The 14,623-nt window shown below is 64.4% G+C and carries 17 protein-coding genes and 6 pseudogenes; 7 read left to right on the top strand and 16 right to left on the bottom strand.

The features are described from left to right. Nucleotides 1–6: 6 nt before the first annotated feature. The 12 genes and pseudogenes from kfrB to IG197_RS35060 all read right to left on the bottom strand — a co-directional run bounded on the left by kfrB (nt 7) and on the right by IG197_RS35060 (nt 7,378). A complete protein-coding gene (gene kfrB, locus IG197_RS35115; protein ID WP_000664557.1) occupies nt 7–354 on the bottom strand; it encodes an IncP plasmid survival protein KfrB in 348 nt (115 codons plus the stop codon). Nucleotides 355–524: 170 nt separating this feature from the next. Then, nucleotides 525–1,548, bottom strand: a pseudogene (locus tag IG197_RS35110) (DNA-binding protein). A 169-nt stretch (nt 1,549–1,717) separates the two neighbouring features. Continuing rightward, a complete protein-coding gene (locus IG197_RS35105) occupies nt 1,718–2,767 on the bottom strand; it encodes a ParB/RepB/Spo0J family partition protein (protein ID WP_011114060.1) in 1,050 nt (349 codons plus the stop codon). Continuing rightward, a pseudogene (locus IG197_RS35100) lies at nt 2,764–3,527 on the bottom strand (ParA family protein). Before IG197_RS35100 ends, IG197_RS35105 begins: the two are co-directional and overlap by 4 nt. Next, entirely contained in the window at nt 3,524–3,832 is a 309-nt protein-coding gene (locus IG197_RS35095; RefSeq protein WP_011114062.1) for a transcriptional regulator KorA, read from the bottom strand. The pseudogene IG197_RS35100 and the gene IG197_RS35095 overlap by 4 nt, the downstream one beginning before the upstream one ends. 106 nt (nt 3,833–3,938) lie before the next feature. Beyond that, on the bottom strand, nt 3,939–4,268 hold the full coding sequence (locus tag IG197_RS35090) for a DUF2761 domain-containing protein (protein WP_011114064.1): 330 nt from the start codon (nt 4,266–4,268) through the stop codon (nt 3,939–3,941). A 1-nt stretch (nt 4,269) separates the two neighbouring features. Beyond that, nucleotides 4,270–4,596, bottom strand: a complete 327-nt coding sequence (gene kleE / locus IG197_RS35085; RefSeq protein WP_011114065.1) for a KleE stable inheritance protein — start codon at nt 4,594–4,596, stop codon at nt 4,270–4,272. 208 nt (nt 4,597–4,804) lie between these two features. Beyond that, a complete protein-coding gene (gene kleA / locus IG197_RS35080) occupies nt 4,805–5,041 on the bottom strand; it encodes a stable inheritance protein KleA (protein ID WP_011114066.1) in 237 nt (78 codons plus the stop codon). A 156-nt stretch (nt 5,042–5,197) separates the two neighbouring features. Further along, on the bottom strand, nt 5,198–5,455 hold the full coding sequence (gene korC, locus IG197_RS35075) for a transcriptional repressor KorC (protein ID WP_011114067.1): 258 nt from the start codon (nt 5,453–5,455) through the stop codon (nt 5,198–5,200). Further along, nucleotides 5,452–6,675, bottom strand: a complete 1,224-nt coding sequence (locus IG197_RS35070; protein ID WP_246765560.1) for a klcB — start codon at nt 6,673–6,675, stop codon at nt 5,452–5,454. The genes korC and IG197_RS35070 overlap by 4 nt, the downstream gene beginning before the upstream one ends. Before the next feature lie 11 nt (nt 6,676–6,686). Further along, nucleotides 6,687–6,905 carry a hypothetical protein gene (locus IG197_RS35065; RefSeq protein WP_012478187.1) on the bottom strand — a complete coding sequence of 73 codons (219 nt, stop codon included), beginning with the start codon at nt 6,903–6,905 and terminating at the stop codon, nt 6,687–6,689. A 44-nt stretch (nt 6,906–6,949) separates the two neighbouring features. Next, the gene (locus IG197_RS35060; RefSeq protein WP_011114069.1) at nt 6,950–7,378 is read right to left on the bottom strand and encodes an antirestriction protein; all 429 of its coding nucleotides are present in this window, start codon (nt 7,376–7,378) and stop codon (nt 6,950–6,952) included. 169 nt (nt 7,379–7,547) lie between these two features. Between IG197_RS35060 and IG197_RS35055 the strand changes: the two genes are divergently transcribed. Further along, on the top strand, nt 7,548–7,811 hold the full coding sequence (locus IG197_RS35055; RefSeq protein WP_011114070.1) for a type II toxin-antitoxin system RelB/DinJ family antitoxin: 264 nt from the start codon (nt 7,548–7,550) through the stop codon (nt 7,809–7,811). Continuing rightward, nucleotides 7,798–8,078: pseudogene (locus IG197_RS35050) on the top strand (type II toxin-antitoxin system YafQ family toxin). Before IG197_RS35055 ends, IG197_RS35050 begins: the two are co-directional and overlap by 14 nt. Nucleotides 8,079–8,696: 618 nt before the next feature. On the opposite strand, the gene IG197_RS35045 reads toward IG197_RS35050, so the two are convergent. Beyond that, complete coding sequence (locus tag IG197_RS35045; protein ID WP_011114069.1) at nt 8,697–9,125, bottom strand: antirestriction protein; 429 nt, start codon at nt 9,123–9,125, stop codon at nt 8,697–8,699. Between the two features lie 170 nt (nt 9,126–9,295). Between IG197_RS35045 and IG197_RS35040 the strand changes: the two genes are divergently transcribed. Together IG197_RS35040 and IG197_RS35035 are read left to right on the top strand one after the other, a co-directional pair. Then, nucleotides 9,296–9,559 (top strand): type II toxin-antitoxin system RelB/DinJ family antitoxin, encoded by a 264-nt coding sequence (locus tag IG197_RS35040; RefSeq protein ID WP_011114070.1) that lies wholly within the window; start codon nt 9,296–9,298, stop codon nt 9,557–9,559. Continuing rightward, nucleotides 9,546–9,826, top strand: a pseudogene (locus IG197_RS35035) (type II toxin-antitoxin system YafQ family toxin). The gene IG197_RS35040 and the pseudogene IG197_RS35035 overlap by 14 nt, the downstream one beginning before the upstream one ends. Nucleotides 9,827–10,438: 612 nt before the next feature. On the opposite strand, the gene IG197_RS35030 reads toward IG197_RS35035, so the two are convergent. Next, nucleotides 10,439–10,867, bottom strand: coding sequence for an antirestriction protein (locus IG197_RS35030; RefSeq protein WP_011114069.1), 429 nt, complete (start codon nt 10,865–10,867; stop codon nt 10,439–10,441). Nucleotides 10,868–11,039: 172 nt separating this feature from the next. Between IG197_RS35030 and IG197_RS35025 the strand changes: the two genes are divergently transcribed. Together IG197_RS35025 and IG197_RS35020 are read left to right on the top strand one after the other, a co-directional pair. Then, nucleotides 11,040–11,303 (top strand): type II toxin-antitoxin system RelB/DinJ family antitoxin, encoded by a 264-nt coding sequence (locus tag IG197_RS35025; protein ID WP_011114070.1) that lies wholly within the window; start codon nt 11,040–11,042, stop codon nt 11,301–11,303. Beyond that, nucleotides 11,290–11,571: a type II toxin-antitoxin system YafQ family toxin gene (locus tag IG197_RS35020; protein WP_011114071.1), complete on the top strand. Its 282-nt coding sequence runs from the start codon at nt 11,290–11,292 to the stop codon at nt 11,569–11,571. Before IG197_RS35025 ends, IG197_RS35020 begins: the two co-directional genes overlap by 14 nt. Before the next feature lie 1,295 nt (nt 11,572–12,866). On the opposite strand, the gene IG197_RS35015 is transcribed toward IG197_RS35020, so the two are convergent. Next, nucleotides 12,867–13,127 carry a hypothetical protein gene (locus tag IG197_RS35015; protein ID WP_192321923.1) on the bottom strand — a complete coding sequence of 87 codons (261 nt, stop codon included), beginning with the start codon at nt 13,125–13,127 and terminating at the stop codon, nt 12,867–12,869. On the opposite strand from IG197_RS35015, the pseudogene IG197_RS35010 reads away from it, so the two are divergent. Beyond that, nucleotides 13,032–14,103, top strand: a pseudogene (locus IG197_RS35010) (IS110 family transposase). The gene IG197_RS35015 and the pseudogene IG197_RS35010 sit on opposite strands and share 96 nt — an antisense overlap. 189 nt (nt 14,104–14,292) lie before the next feature. On the opposite strand, the pseudogene IG197_RS35005 reads toward IG197_RS35010, so the two are convergent. Further along, a pseudogene (locus IG197_RS35005) lies at nt 14,293–14,447 on the bottom strand (Tn3 family transposase); the annotation flags it as partial. Nucleotides 14,448–14,623: the final 176 nt, after the last annotated feature.

The following is a 14,623-nucleotide window of genomic DNA, read 5'->3' as shown; positions in this document are numbered from 1 at the left end:
CTAAAGCTACATGGAGCGCCCCCGCGTCAGTTTCGGGGCCTCTGCGGCGACTGCCGCCTTGCCCTGGGCGTTGTAGCTGATGCTCTTTGCGCTCCCAATTTCAGGTACTTTATCGAAATCTGACCGAGCGTGCATGACAAAGTTCTTGCCGATCTGCTGGTACACGTTGGTGGCGTCGGCATGAACGATCACGCCGGCGTGGGTCTGCTTCTTGTCGGCCGCTTGGGCCGTGTACAGGTTGTAGATGCCGGGCTTCAACGCGCCCGCCTTGTCTACTTTCTGATTCGTCCAAGCGCCGTCCTTTTCGGCCTGAACGATGCGTTGACCGTTCATGACCAAGAGGCGTTCTTTCATCGGGCACTCCTATGGTTGCCGTAGTTCTCAAAAGGGTGATGGTGGCCCCATGCAAGCCGCGCTCCAACAAAAAAGCCGACCTCGGCAAAGCGAGGCCGGCTCTTCCCAGCGGCCGGGTTGTGCGTTTTGTCAGGGTTCCAGGGTAATTTTAAGGAAAACCAACCGATTTATCAGGTCTTTTTGCGTCCGCCGCTGGTCGGATCGGCCGCCCGGCCTTGCGCCATGACGGTTTCCAGGGCCTCCAGCCGGCCGCGAAGCCCGGCCGCTTCCTCGCGGGCCTGGGCAGCGTCGCGCTTCGCCTGGTCGCGCTCGCCCTGGGCGGCGGTCAGCCGCTCGGCCTGGCGGTGTGCCTCGGCCGCCATCGCCTTGCGCTGCTCCTGGTGGGCCTGCTCGGCCGCCTCGGCCTTGGCCTGCACCTTCACCAGCTCCGCGCGCACCTGGTCGCGCTCGGCGGCGGCCGCCTCGGTGGCCTTCCGCTGCTCGGCCTGAGCGGCGCGCGCCTGGTCGGTCGCCTGGTTCGCCCGCTCCAGGTCGGCACGCAGCTCGCCGGCGCGGCGCTCGATCTCGGCGGTACGGCTGTTCGCGGCCGCGAGGTCGGCCCGCAGGGCCTCCACCTGGTCGGCGCTGGCCGTGGCCTCTCCTGGCCTTGTCGCGCTCTGCGCGCGCCTGGCGGGCTTCCTGATGGGCGTGATCCAGCTCCGTGCGCAGCTCGCCGGCCCTGGCCTCGGCCGCCGCGCGCTCGCTGGTCGCCGCGAGCTTGCCGCGCAGCTCGTCGGTTCGCCCTTGGCGGCCGCCTCGACGGCCTCCAGGGCCGCGATGCGGGCCTTGGCCTCGTCCAGCTCGCCGGTGAGCTGGTCGGCCAGCTCTGCGGCTTCCTGGCGCGCTGCTTCCGTCTCCTGGCGCACGGCCTCCAGCGCCTCGCGCTCGGCGGCCAGGCGGTTGTTCGCCATTTCCAGCGCCACGGCCCACAAGTCGCCGCCCAGCTCGGCCAGCTTGTCAGTGATCGCCTGCGGTGCCGGCTCGCGGATCGGGCGGCCTGGCTGGCCTTGCGTGCGCGCCACTCGTTCATCGCCTCGCTGATGGTGGTGAAGCTGCCGCTGCCGAGCTGCTTGCGCACGTTCGCCAGCGTGGGTTCTGGCCGGCCGCGTCCAGTTCGTCGGCCACCGCAAATATCTGCTCCTTCGAGATCGCCATGTCGGCCTCCTTGGCCGGTTGTATGTTGTAGCGTGAAGCATACTACAACATACAACACTACGCAAGCGGTTTAGCTGAACTTTTTAGCGGCTAAAACGCGGGAAAAAGCCCCGCTCGATGGCGGGGCGATGGGTGGGTCGGTGGTCGGCGATGCCCGGCGCTGGGCGTGTCAGCCCTCCAGCAGCGCGACAAGCTGCACGGTGCCAAGGTCGGCCTCGAACTCCTGGCCGTCATCCTCGTATTTGAGCCAGGCCCAGCCCTCGGCCGGGGGCCGGCGGTTGAGGATCAGCCGTGCCGGCCGGTCGTCGTGCTTGACCTGGATGATGGCCTTCTTGAGCTTGTCGGGGTCGGCCTCCTTCGGCTCCTTCTTCCCCTTGGCGTCATCATCCTGCGGCCCCTGCTCGCCGTCGCCGGCCTCGGCGTCGGTCTTGCCGGTCAGCGCATCGACGGTGTTGGGATCACGGTCGCCGTCCTCGTGACTGCGCTTGTCCTCCAGGAACTCGCGCAGCAGCTTCACCGAGCCGCGCGTCAGCTCCTGGCTGTCGTCGGCCAGCCAGGCGGCCACCTCGTCGGGGTTCTTCTTGTAGGCCGTCACCAGCTCGTTGATGACAGTCACGTCCTTGCCCCGGCCGCTATTGAACGCCTCGGCAATGGGTTCGGGCAAGTCCAGCAGCGTGACGTGCTGCGTGACGAAGGCCGGCGACTTGCCGATCTCCTTGGCGATCTCGCCCTTCTTCTTGCCCTTCGCCAGCTCGCGGCCGATGAAGTCGGCGATCTCACGCGCCGTCAGCTCGTTGCGTTGCAGGTTCTCGATAACCTGGTCGGCCTCGTTGTAGTCGTTGTCGATGAAGGCCGGGATCGTGGTCTTGTGCGCCCACTTCGAGCCGCGATAGCGCCGCGCGCCGTGGTTGATGAGGTAGCGCCCCGGTGCGTCCGGGTTCTCGCGCACGCTGATGGGCGACTTCACGCCGCGCGCTTTGATCGTCTCGCCGATCTCCGCGATGCTCTCCGGCGAGAAGCCGGGGTTGTCGGCCGTGCGCGGCTGGTGCGGGTCTTCGTCGATCAGGTCAAGCGGCAGCTCCTGCGGGCCTGCGCCGCCGGCGTTGGCCGCCGGCTGCTCGTTCAGCAGGCCGGCCAGGTCGCCCAGCCCGTCCAGGCCCAGCCCGGACGATTGCGGCTTGTCCTGCTCCTTCTTCTTGGCGTTGGTCTTGGCGCTCATTGCGCGATCTCCATCTTCGTGAACACGTAATCCGCCAGCGCACGCACCTCCTGGGTGGCCTTCCGCGCGGCGGTCTTCTTGATCTTCCACACCGGCATCTGCTCGCCCAGCGCCTCGGCGATGCTGTCACGCGCGCCGATGCTGAACGGCAAGATGAGCTGCGGGTATGCCTGCTGCAACGTCGCCAGGTTGTTGACGTGGCGCGGCTTCCGCGCGTCCACCTTGTTCGGCACCATGCCGAGGAAGCGCAGCTTGGGTTCTGCTTGCGCAGGTTGCTGATGACCGCGACCATCTTCTTCATGCCCTGCAAGCTGTACGCCTCCATTTCGATGGGCGACAGCATGTAGTCGGCCGTCAGCACGGCCGCCGTCATGGCGACGCCAAGGGAGGGGGCCGTGTCGATCAGGCACACGTCGAAGAACTCGCCCAGCGCGGCCACACTGGCCCGCAGCGCGGCGGCCGCCTGGGAAAGCTCCATCTTGTCCAGGTTCGCCAGGTTGGCGTCTGCCGCGATCAGCGCCAGGCCGTCATCCTCCCGGTCAGCGAACCAGGCGCGCAGCTCGTCGCCGCCGGCGGTGAACATGCGACTGGCGGGATAGCCCGAGTCGTGGCCGGCCAGCGTCCAGCTCGCATTGCCCTGGGTGTCCAGGTCGATCACTGCAACCCGAAGGCCGCGCTCCTGGAAGTCGAACGCCAGGTGGCAGGTTGCGAACGTCTTGCCTTGACCGCCTTTCTGAATTGCCGTGACCAGTGTTTTCATGAGTTGGGTTCCTGTTTCCTCTTTCCCTTGGCGTCGGCTTCCCAACGCTTGACGATGAACGCTTGATGCTCCGGCAGTACCGCCGTCACCCGCTCGAAGCCCTGCGGGAGCACTTCCCCCGCCACTGCCCACACGCGGCTGACCGCTTGCGATACCGCCCCCTTGGTCAGCCCCAGCGAGGCCACAAACTCGGCCTGGGGCCTTCCATCGACCAGCACGCCGCGCGCTATGTCGATGGTCTGTTGCCCGATCTCCAGGCCCTTGATCGCCGCCTGGAATTGGGCTTCGGTTAGCCGTTTCTTCATGGAGAACACCCATATAAACTCCACACCCGGTTGTTGAACAAAAGGCGGTGCCAGCCGCCGACCATGTGCAGAAGTTTAGCTAAACTCGCCGCCCGCGTCAAGCGTTTTAGCGGCTAAAAATGGGCGCGTGATCTTCTTTCTTGGCGTTCAACCTGGCCGCGTCAGCGGCACTCATGAAGAACGTCATCAGCGGGCCGACCGTGCGGCTCGAACCGTTGGCAAAGCACACGTCGAACTGACCGCCGGCGGTGTGCGGATCGACGCCTTCCACCAGTCGCCAGGGGTCAAGGCCCCATTCCTCGGATTGCGCGCTGTACCAATAGGCCGGCGCATCGCCGTTCAAGTCGCTGGCCGCGTACTCGCGCACCAGGACGGCCACCCGGCCGGTGTTCGGCTCCACGAATCCCGGCGGGTAGGGTAGGGTCTGTTTTTTCATGTCAAAGCCCCTTCGGCTTGTAGATCGAAACGAAGTAGGTGATCGCGGTCAGCACCGCGAAGTACGCCAGGAACGACCAACCGGCATACACGCCAGGCGTGTTCCAGTGGTAGAGCATCCGCACGAACTGGAAGAAGGTGGCAATCGACAGCACCCACTTGAGGATCGGCCAGACCAGCACGGTCGCCACCCATACGAACTTGACCAGGCCGGCCAGCAGGCCAGCACCGGGGGCCTTGTTGGGGGCAGCAGACGCGGCGGCAGGCTCCACCGGCGCGGGCGCGGCGGGCTGCTCGATCTCCTTGGGGAACTTGATGATGTTGGACATAGCTTGACCCTCCACGCGCTTACGTGTTGAATGCTGGGTGCTCCCACTCGGAAGCATGGTTACGGTGTGCCAGCACCAGGCCAAGCGCCCCGGATCACTCCGGGGCGTTCCTCCACCTGGGGCCGCCCTTGATCTTGCCTCGGCTCACGCAATACTCCTTCTTGGCGTCCTCGATAGGCCCGGCCGTTGCCGACCGGGCCATGTGCTCTTACCAGCCGGCCCGGCGCTTGGCCTGCTCGACGGCTTCCATCGACCAATGGCCCTTGGCCTGCCCCTCCAGGGAGCATCCGGCGAAGTACGCCTTGCCGCGCAGTTCCTCGGCTTTGCACACCAGCTCGGCCGCCTCGGCCATCATGGCCGCGATCTCGTCACGGCGGGCCGGGAAGTCGGTCGCTGCCGCGCCCTCCAGCTCGTCAATCCAGGGCATAATCTTGTTGTCGCTCATCGGACTTTCTCCGGTAGTTGACCTGGGCAATGTGCCCGGCCTTCAAGTGCTATATTAGGGCAAAATGCCCTAGCCTGTCAAGCACTTTAGCTAAACTTTTTCGCTTTACCGGAATCCGAAGGCTAAACTTTAGCCGCTAAAACCTTTCCCTTGGCGTCAATCCTCTTTCCAGATCACGCCCAGCCCGGCCTGGTCGCACAGGATCGCCCATGCCGCATAGGGAATCGGGGTGTCCTCGCCGATCCAGCGGCGGATCGTGCGGTCGCCCTTCGCGCCCAGCCCCAGCGCCTTCGCGGCCTTGCTGCCGCTGAACCCGGCCAGGCGCAGCACCTCTCGGACTTCCTCGCCGGTCGGTTGCGCCCAGCGTTCGGCCGGCTTCAAGCACTCCAGCCGGATATTGGCGTCGTTCGTCATTCGTTCGTTCTCCTGGTCAAGTGATAAGCCGCAACTGGTCGAAGCCGTAGATCGACTGGATGCAGCTCGGGTCTGAATCGACCACGCGCCGGCCTGCGCGATTGGTCTTGTACGTTACCGGCCTGTCGTCGTGCGCCCACACCTGGCGGGTGTCGGGATGCACCTTCACGATGATGATGCGCTTGCCGATGTAGCGGTCGAAAACCGGGTGATGGACGCTCACGATCTCGCACCGCTGGCCGGGCTTGAACTCCACCAGGTCGGCCGGGCCTCCATCGCCATTCCTGGCGATGCTGCAGGTTGCCGCGCTCGCTCGCGGCATCGTTGTTTCCGGCGATACAGGCCCGCCCTCGCCCGGCTCGGCATCGTCGGCTTTGACGATGCTGCAGGTCATCGTCGTTTCTGGCGATGCGGGATCTCGCCCGGGCCTGCGCCGGTGATTTTCCCTTGGCGTCCAACCCGGCGGCCCTGGCCGCCTTGATCCTGGTCGCGGCCTCGGCCGCCCAGCGCCTGGCGATGAAGGCCCGATGCGAGGGCAGCACCACATCGACCAGGACGAACCCCGGCGGCACCAGGACGGTCGCCGGTGCGCCGCGCCGGCGGCTCCAAGCCGGCCAGCCAAGCGGGCAGGGAGCATCGGCCAGGCGGTCGCGGTAGCTGGCCTCGACCATCACCGGGCGCTTCTTCTCGGCTCGCTGCGCAGCCAGGATGCCGCGCGCAACCTCGTCCACCGTCATGCAGCCCTGCGCCGTGTCGAAGTGCGAGCGGTAGCCCGTTTCGGAGATAAACGGCCTGTCCAGGTCGATGACGTGGAACTGGAAGTGGGCACCCAGCGGCCCGCCGTAGCCGGCCTCGTACTCCACCAGGGCGCGCATGTCGCCATCCGCGACCAGGAACTGGCCGCGCTGGCCCCACAAGGGCACGTCGCCAGGCACCGCCGCGCAATGGCGCTCGATGACCTGGCCGGGCGCGTCGTGGTCGGCCATGCTGCCCACGTGCGTTCCGCCGTTCATCTTCCAGATGACGGCCTCGTATCGGTCGCTGGCCGCCTCGGCGGCCGCACCGTCACCGCGCATGATCGCCGCGTCGATCTCCACCACGGCCGCCACGGCGGCGGCCAGCAGCTCGTCGCGGTCGGTGGGCAGCTCGGCCAGCAGCTCGGCCGCCGGCGCGTTCCAGTCCTGGCCCGGCTGGGCCGGCGTCTTGCGTTTCTTCGCCATCGGCCGGCCCCTCAAGTGTCAGCACGCCGCCACGCGATCACGTCGCGGGCTTCGTAGCCGTGGCGCTTGCAGTCGTCGCAGAATCCCGAGCTGAACCCCTTGTGGTTCGTGCCGATCCATGCGGCCGGCTTGCCGCATTCGTGGCCGTAGGTGCCCGGCTCGGCGTTGTGGCACTTGCCGTCCGTCGCGTAGCTGTTCGTCGGTGCCTGGGGAGCGTTGTTCCTGGTCATGGTCGCCTCCTGGAAGCCCCGGCCGAAGCCGGGGCCGCCCCTCATCAGTCAATAGCCCGGTAGATCGCGGCCGCCTCGGCGTGGCTGGCTGCGAAGCCGCGCAGGAAGTGATAGCGGTCGATCAGGGCATCGCCGGCGTCCGTGTCGGCGGCCTCGGCCGCGAGCTGACCCAGCGCGAACAGGGTTGCGACAATGCCGGCGGCGTCGGCCGACAACTCGCCTCGGAAGCCGTTGCCGTCCACCTCGATCTCCAGGCGGTCGGCCAGGTCGGGGGCCATGTAAAAACCGCCGTCCGACAAGGTGTAGTAGTGCCAATACGCGCCGCTGTAGCGTTCGCAGAGCCGGCGAAGCCAGGCATACACCAGGGCCTCGCCGCGCATCATCAGACGCGGGCCGAAGTAGGCGGGCAGGAAGTCGAGGCGCTGGGCCTCGGCGACCAGGGAAGCGGTAACGGGTTGCTCTTGGGTGTTCATCGGACTTTCTCCGGTAGTTGACCTGGGCGAAATGCCCGGCCTTCAAGTGCTATATTAGGGCAAAATGTCCTAATCGTCAAGCACTTTAGCTAAACGTTTTAGCCAAACCTTGCCCTTTCCCTTGGCGTGCATTACAATGTAATTCACGAACCCAACCGGAGAACCAATCATGGCTGCAAACCAGCTCGTACAAACGCGCATCGACGGCGCGATCAAGGAAGAAGCGGCGGCCGTCCTGGCCGCGATGGGCCTTACCGTGTCCGACGCGGTGCGGCTGCTGCTCACGAAGGTGGCCCAGGACAAGGCGCTGCCCTTCGAGCCGCTGATTCCGAACGCCACCACCATCGAGGCGATGAAGGAAGCCCGCAAGGGCAAGCTGCCGCGCTTCGCCACCGTCAACGATCTGATGGCCGATCTGCATGCGGCAGATTGAGCGCACCGGCCAGTTCAAGCGCGACTACAAGCGCGAGGCGAAAGGGCAGCACCGGGCCACGCTCGACGCCGACCTGGTGCCCGTCCTGGTCGCGCTCGCCGACGACCAGCCGCTGGAACCTCGGCACCGCGACCACGCGCTGACCGGGGACTGGAAGGATCACCGGGATTGCCACGTCAAGCCCGACCTGGTGCTGATCTACCAGAAGCCCGACGCCGACACGCTGCGCCTGGTGCGCCTCGGCTCTCACCCGAACTCGGCTTGTGATCGGCGCGGGCCTGGCCCCGCGTCTCACGTTTCATTGACACTTGAGGGGCGCTTTCCGCGCCACCGGCCGAGCTGGCCGACCCCCTTCCTTGGCGTAAAACCTGCGGCGGTGGAGCTGCTGCGATGCTTGAGGATCGCGCGGCCGGTCGAACCGCGGCGACCTGGTTGGGGAGTGAGGGGCTTTGCCCCTCGCAAGCTCGAACTGCCTTCCGCCAGGCGCTTGCGCCTGGCTCTAAGCCGTAGCGCCGAAGGCGCTCCATTGTGGGGTGAGGCCGCAGGCGGCCGAGGGCGTAGCCCTGGGGATGGGAGGCCGCTTGCGGCCGGTGGGATCGAGAAGTTTCCCCTTCGGCGGCCGGTCATGCTGCGCGGTAGCTTGGGCCGTGTTGCCGTTTTTTTCGCCAGCCTCTGGTTAAAACTACCTGGTTATATAAAAAGGTTATAAAGACGGTTAAAAACCTGGTTAGCATGACCGAAAAACGCGCGTAAACCGTTGTCACGCCAAGGAAAAGCGCGAAGAGGCAGCCCCTCAAGTGTCAATGGATAAGCCCCCCATGTGTCAATACGCTGCCCCTCAAGTGTCAAGAACCGCGCCCCTCGTGTCAGTAGGGCCGCCCCTCATCAGTCAATAGCCCGGTAGATCGCGGCCGCCTCGGCGTGGCTGGCTGCGAAGCCGCGCAGGAAGTGATAGCGGTCGATCAGGGCATCGCCGGCGTCCGTGTCGGCGGCCTCGGCCGCGAGCTGACCCAGCGCGAACAGGGTTGCGACAATGCCGGCGGCGTCGGCCGACAACTCGCCTCGGAAGCCGTTGCCGTCCACCTCGATCTCCAGGCGGTCGGCCAGGTCGGGGGCCATGTAAAAACCGCCGTCCGACAAGGTGTAGTAGTGCCAATACGCGCCGCTGTAGCGTTCGCAGAGCCGGCGAAGCCAGGCATACACCAGGGCCTCGCCGCGCATCATCAGACGCGGGCCGAAGTAGGCGGGCAGGAAGTCGAGGCGCTGGGCCTCGGCGACCAGGGAAGCGGTAACGGGTTGCTCTTGGGTGTTCATCGGACTTTCTCCGGTAGTTGACCTGGGCGAAATGCCCGGCCTTCGTGCTATATTAGGGCAAAATGTCCTAATCGTCAAGCACTTTAGCTAAACGTTTTAGCCGCTAAACCTTGCCCTTTCCCTTGGCGTGCATTACAATGTAATTCACGAACCCAACCGGAGAACCAATCATGGCTGCAAACCAGCTCGTACAAACGCGCATCGACGGCGCGATCAAGGAAGAAGCGGCGGCCGTCCTGGCCGCGATGGGCCTTACCGTGTCCGACGCGGTGCGGCTGCTGCTCACGAAGGTGGCCCAGGACAAGGCGCTGCCCTTCGAGCCGCTGATTCCGAACGCCACCACCATCGAGGCGATGAAGGAAGCCCGCAAGGGCAAGCTGCCGCGCTTCGCCACCGTCAACGATCTGATGGCCGATCTGCATGCGGCAGATTGAGCGCACCGGCCAGTTCAAGCGCGACTACAAGCGCGAGGCGAAAGGGCAGCACCGGGCCACGCTCGACGCCGACCTGGTGCCCGTCCTGGTCGCGCTCGCCGACGACCAGCCGCTGGAACCTCGGCACCGCGACCACGCGCTGACCGGGGACTGGAAGGATCACCGGGATTGCCACGTCAAGCCCGACCTGGTGCTGATCTACCAGAAGCCCGACGCCGACACGCTGCGCCTGGTGCGCCTCGGCTCTCACCCGAACTCGGCTTGTGATCGGCGCGGGCCTGGCCCCGCGTCTCACGTTTCATTGACACTTGAGGGCGCTTTCCGCGCCACCGGCCGAGCTGGCCGACCCCTTCCTTGGCGTAAAACCTGCGGCGGTGGAGCTGCTGCGATGCTTGAGGATCGCGCGGCCGGTCGAACCGCGGCGACCTGGTTGGGAGTGAGGGGCTTTGCCCCTCGCAAGCTCGAACTTGCCTTCCGCCAGGCGCTTGCGCCTGGCTCTCCTGTAGCGCCGAAGGCGCTCCATTGTGGGGTGAGGCCGCAAGGCGGCCGAGGGCGTAGCCCTGGGGATGGGAGGCCGCGGCGGGTGGGATCGAGAAGGGGTTTCCCCTTCGGCGGCCGGTCATGCTGCGCGGTAGCTTGGGCCGTGTTGCCGTTTTTTTCGCCAGCCTCTGGTTAAAACTACCTGGTTATATAAAAAGGTTATAAAGACGGTTAAAAACCTGGTTAGCATGACCGAAAACGCGCGTAAACCGTTGTCACGCCAAGGAAAAGCGCGAAGAGGCAGCCCCTCGTGTCAATGGATAAGCCCCCATGTGTCAATACGCTGCCCCTCAAGTGTCAAGAACCGCGCCCCTCAAGTGTCAGTAGGGCCGCCCCTCATCAGTCAATAGCCCGGTAGATCGCGGCCGCCTCGGCGTGGCTGGCTGCGAAGCCGCGCAGGAAGTGATAGCGGTCGATCAGGGCATCGCCGGCGTCCGTGTCGGCGGCCTCGGCCGCGAGCTGACCCAGCGCGAACAGGGTTGCGACAATGCCGGCGGCGTCGGCCGACAACTCGCCTCGGAAGCCGTTGCCGTCCACCTCGATCTCCAGGCGGTCGGCCAGGTCGGGGGCCATGTAAAAACCGCCGTCCGACAAGGTGTAGTAGTGCCAATACGCGCCGCTGTAGCGTTCGCAGAGCCGGCGAAGCCAGGCATACACCAGGGCCTCGCCGCGCATCATCAGACGCGGGCCGAAGTAGGCGGGCAGGAAGTCGAGGCGCTGGGCCTCGGCGACCAGGGAAGCGGTAACGGGTTGCTCTTGGGTGTTCATCGGACTTTCTCCGGTAGTTGACCTGGGCGAAATGCCCGGCCTTCAAGTGCTATATTAGGGCAAAATGTCCCAATCGTCAAGCACTTTAGCTAAACGTTTTAGCCGCTAAACCTTGCCCTTTCCCTTGGCGTGCATTACAATGTAATTCACGAACCCAACCGGAGAACCAATCATGGCTGCAAACCAGCTCGTACAAACGCGCATCGACGGCGCGATCAAGGAAGAAGCGGCGGCCGTCCTGGCCGCGATGGGCCTTACCGTGTCCGACGCGGTGCGGCTGCTGCTCACGAAGGTGGCCCAGGACAAGGCGCTGCCCTTCGAGCCGCTGATTCCGAACGCCACCACCATCGAGGCGATGAAGGAAGCCCGCAAGGGCAAGCTGCCGCGCTTCGCCACCGTCAACGATCTGATGGCCGATCTGCATGCGGCAGATTGAGCGCACCGGCCAGTTCAAGCGCGACTACAAGCGCGAGGCGAAAGGGCAGCACCGGGCCACGCTCGACGCCGACCTGGTGCCCGTCCTGGTCGCGCTCGCCGACGACCAGCCGCTGGAACCTCGGCACCGCGACCACGCGCTGACCGGGGACTGGAAGGATCACCGGGATTGCCACGTCAAGCCCGACCTGGTGCTGATCTACCAGAAGCCCGACGCCGACACGCTGCGCCTGGTGCGCCTCGGCTCTCACTCCGAACTCGGCTTGTGATCGGCGCGGGCCTGGCCCGCGTCTCACGTTTCATTGACACCCTGAGGGGCGCTTTCCGCGCCACCGGCCGAGCTGGCCGACCCCTTCCTTGGCGTAAAACCTGCGGCGGTGGAGCTGCTGCGATGCTTGAGGATCGCGCGGCCGGTCGAACCGCGGCGACCTGGTTGGGAGTGTGAGGGGCTTTGCCCCTCGCAAGCTCGAACTTACCTTCCGCCAGGCGCTTGCGCCTGGCTTCCTAAGCCGTAGCGCCGAAGGCGCTCCATTGTGGGGTGAGGCCGCAAGGCGGCCGAGGGCGTAGCCCTGGGGATGGGAGGCCGCTTGCGGGGATCGAGAAGGGGGTTTCCCCCGGCGGCCGGTCATGCTGCGCGGTAGCTTGGGCCGTGTTGCCGTTTTTCGCCAGCCTCTGGTTAAAACTACCTGGTTATATAAAAGGTTATAAAGACGGTTAAAACCTGGTTAGCATGACCGAAAACGCGCGTAAACCGTTGTCACGCCAAGGAAAAGCGCGAAGAGGCAGCCCCTCAAGTGTCAATGGATAAGCCCCCATGTGTCAATACGCTGCCCCTCAAGTGTCAAGAACCGCGCCCCTCGTGTCAGTAGGGCCGCCCCTCAAGTGTCAATACGGGGCAGGGTTCTAACAGGGTTATCCACAACTTCGGTGGATAACCCATGCCGATCAGGCACTTAGGCCGCCTCGGCGGCCGCCTGACGGCTCGACCAGGCCGAAATCGGCCGCTGCCCCAAGTGTCAACATCGCGCCGGCCCCGCTGCCCCTCAAGTGTCAACGTCAGCTGCGCCGGCCGGCCTCGGCCGACTTGTCCCGAAACTGTCCACAACGGCCGCGCCGGTGGGCAGGCAGGAAGGCCCGGAAACGGGCCAGGAAGGCCCGTCAGGGCCGCAAAGCCCAGCGAGGGCCACCGGCCCGGTGAGCGTCGGGAAGGCGCTGGAAGCCCGCCAGGGGCGAGACGGGCGGCTCTGCCGCCTGGCTCGATGCGCAGCACGACATAGCCGGTTCTCGCGGCCGCCGGCCGGGAGAATCCCCCGCAGCTCGGCCCCTCAAGTGTCAAAGGGTGGATCTCATCGTCAGAAGCGGCGATGCGAGATCCAGCGCCGGCGTCGGCCGTCATCGTCGGAACTGGCGATGGGGCCCTCGGTTCATCGTCAAAGGTGGCGATGGTCGACCGTGGCCAGGACGTGGCCAGCCTCGCCGGAAGTGACGATGCTGCAGCTCGACGTGCGCGAGCTGGTGCGCGGTACTGCCTGGGGTCGCCTCAGAAAACGGAAAATAAAGCACGCTAAGCCGGTTGCAGCGGTCGTAGCGGCCTGAACTTGCCCGCGCCGATCTTGGCGCTGCTGCGCCAGAGGTAATCGCCGGTGAGGTTGATGTGTTGAGATGGACGGCTCCTGCTCCAACCGCTGTGCCATAGTGGCGTGCGGGTAGAAAACTGGAGGAGCAGTTGATGAAAACGATCGCGACGATTGGCCTTGATCTGGCGAAGAATGTTTTTCAGGTGCATGGTGTCGATGATGCCGGAAACGTTTTGGTTCGGCGGCAACTTCGGCGAGCTGAGGTGCTACGGTTTTTCAGCAGCATCCAGCCTTGCCTTGTTGGCATCGAAGCGTGCGGCAGCTCACATTACTGGGCGCGGGAAATCGAAAAACTCGGCCATACTGTCAGGCTTATGCCGGCTGGCTACGTGAAGCCGTATGTCGGGCAAAACCGATGCCGCCGATGCAGAGGCGATCTGCGAGGCCGTGACACGACCAACAATGCGTTTTGTTGCTGCCAAGTCTGCCGAGCAACAGTCTGTACTGATGATGCACAAGGTTCGCGAGCTTCTTGTCCGCCAGAGGACGATGCTGATCAATTCATTGCGTGGGCACTTAAGCGAATTCGGCATTATCGGAGCTGGCGGAGCAAAGAACGTGCCCAAGCTTGTCGAACATTTCCACGAGATGCAGAGCACATTGCCTGAAGTGGCTCGGACAATCCTATGGGCGATAATCGATCAGCTGCGGCGCTTAGGCGCCGAAGTCGTAAAGATCGAAAAGAAGATCGTCGACGCTGTGAGATCTGACGCCGCAGCAAGGCGCCTTCTCTCAATACCGGGCGTAGGGCCCATAACGGCGAGTGCGATCACCGCGGCCGTGGCGGACATCAAGAACTTTTCTTCCGGACGGCGCTTCGCTTCCTGGTTGGGATTGACACCAAGACCGCACAGCTCCGGCGGAAAGGAACGCACAAGCGGCATCAGTAAGCAGGGTGACGGATACATTCGAAAGCTATTGGTTGTCGGTGCAACCGCAATAATTCGTTTCGCCAAAAATGGGAGCAGCGCCAGTCACGATTGGGCTGTGAGCCTGATGGATCGAAAGCCGGCACGCGTCGTAACGGTCGCACTTGCAAACAAAACAGCGAGGATCATCTGGGCGCTGTTGATACGAGAACAGCGGTATATGAAAGCCGTCACGGCTTATGAGATTTCGGGCGTATCATTACGTCCGAGATGGCGGAGAGGTGCTGAAATGTGATGATCGAGCCGGTCGAACCGGAGACGAGGAAAGCCCCTGGGAGCATTGAGCTTCAAAGCTCGATGATGTGTTTGGGACCTTGTCTGCGGACTTCATCATGGCCAGCGACCAGTGCGGTCGCGCGAGTAGGCCGGACACATGATTGCAATCGACCGCGAGATATCACAATCACCCTGTGCCGCAGGAGCCGTCCACATGCTCCCAACCGAGCGGCGACAGGTACCGCAACAGCGCGTCATCAACGGCATGGCCGTTGCCACGCAGCGTGCGCAGCCCGTTCCAGATAGACCGTGTTCCAACAACACGACGGCAGCCGTTACCAGATTGAGGCCGCTAGCCCGGTAGGGGTCTCCCCGTTTTCAGTGCAATAAGTCGGTACGAAAAGCTAGCACTGGCGCGGGAGGTGGTGTTGGTAGATCGTTGATTTCATTGACCTTCCTGTTCACTTTCAAATCTGCGGATTCGTGGCGTCAAACCGTGGTCGGTTTCATCCATTGGTGCCAGTTATCGATGCATTTGG

The organism is Aminobacter sp. SR38, from assembly GCF_014843375.1.
Classification (GTDB): domain Bacteria; phylum Pseudomonadota; class Alphaproteobacteria; order Rhizobiales; family Rhizobiaceae; genus Aminobacter; species Aminobacter ciceronei.
This window is presented reverse-complemented; position numbering and strand designations above follow the sequence as displayed.

Excerpts from the sequence above, each read along its gene's own strand:
- IG197_RS35040 (WP_011114070.1), top strand. The coding sequence starts at position 9,296 with ATGGCTGCAAACCAGCTCGTACAAACGCGCATCGACGGCGCGATCAAG.
- IG197_RS35030 (WP_011114069.1), bottom strand. The coding sequence starts at position 10,867 with ATGAACACCCAAGAGCAACCCGTTACCGCTTCCCTGGTCGCCGAGGCC.
- kfrB (WP_000664557.1), bottom strand. The coding sequence starts at position 354 with ATGAAAGAACGCCTCTTGGTCATGAACGGTCAACGCATCGTTCAGGCC.
- IG197_RS35095 (WP_011114062.1), bottom strand. The coding sequence starts at position 3,832 with ATGAAGAAACGGCTAACCGAAGCCCAATTCCAGGCGGCGATCAAGGGC.
- IG197_RS35020 (WP_011114071.1), top strand. The coding sequence starts at position 11,290 with ATGCGGCAGATTGAGCGCACCGGCCAGTTCAAGCGCGACTACAAGCGC.
- IG197_RS35090 (WP_011114064.1), bottom strand. The coding sequence starts at position 4,268 with ATGAAAAAACAGACCCTACCCTACCCGCCGGGATTCGTGGAGCCGAAC.
- IG197_RS35045 (WP_011114069.1), bottom strand. The coding sequence starts at position 9,125 with ATGAACACCCAAGAGCAACCCGTTACCGCTTCCCTGGTCGCCGAGGCC.
- korC (WP_011114067.1), bottom strand. The coding sequence starts at position 5,455 with ATGACGAACGACGCCAATATCCGGCTGGAGTGCTTGAAGCCGGCCGAA.
- IG197_RS35025 (WP_011114070.1), top strand. The coding sequence starts at position 11,040 with ATGGCTGCAAACCAGCTCGTACAAACGCGCATCGACGGCGCGATCAAG.
- IG197_RS35070 (WP_246765560.1), bottom strand. The coding sequence starts at position 6,675 with ATGGCGAAGAAACGCAAGACGCCGGCCCAGCCGGGCCAGGACTGGAAC.
- IG197_RS35105 (WP_011114060.1), bottom strand. The coding sequence starts at position 2,767 with ATGAGCGCCAAGACCAACGCCAAGAAGAAGGAGCAGGACAAGCCGCAA.
- IG197_RS35055 (WP_011114070.1), top strand. The coding sequence starts at position 7,548 with ATGGCTGCAAACCAGCTCGTACAAACGCGCATCGACGGCGCGATCAAG.
- kleA (WP_011114066.1), bottom strand. The coding sequence starts at position 5,041 with ATGAGCGACAACAAGATTATGCCCTGGATTGACGAGCTGGAGGGCGCG.
- IG197_RS35065 (WP_012478187.1), bottom strand. The coding sequence starts at position 6,905 with ATGACCAGGAACAACGCTCCCCAGGCACCGACGAACAGCTACGCGACG.
- kleE (WP_011114065.1), bottom strand. The coding sequence starts at position 4,596 with ATGTCCAACATCATCAAGTTCCCCAAGGAGATCGAGCAGCCCGCCGCG.
- IG197_RS35060 (WP_011114069.1), bottom strand. The coding sequence starts at position 7,378 with ATGAACACCCAAGAGCAACCCGTTACCGCTTCCCTGGTCGCCGAGGCC.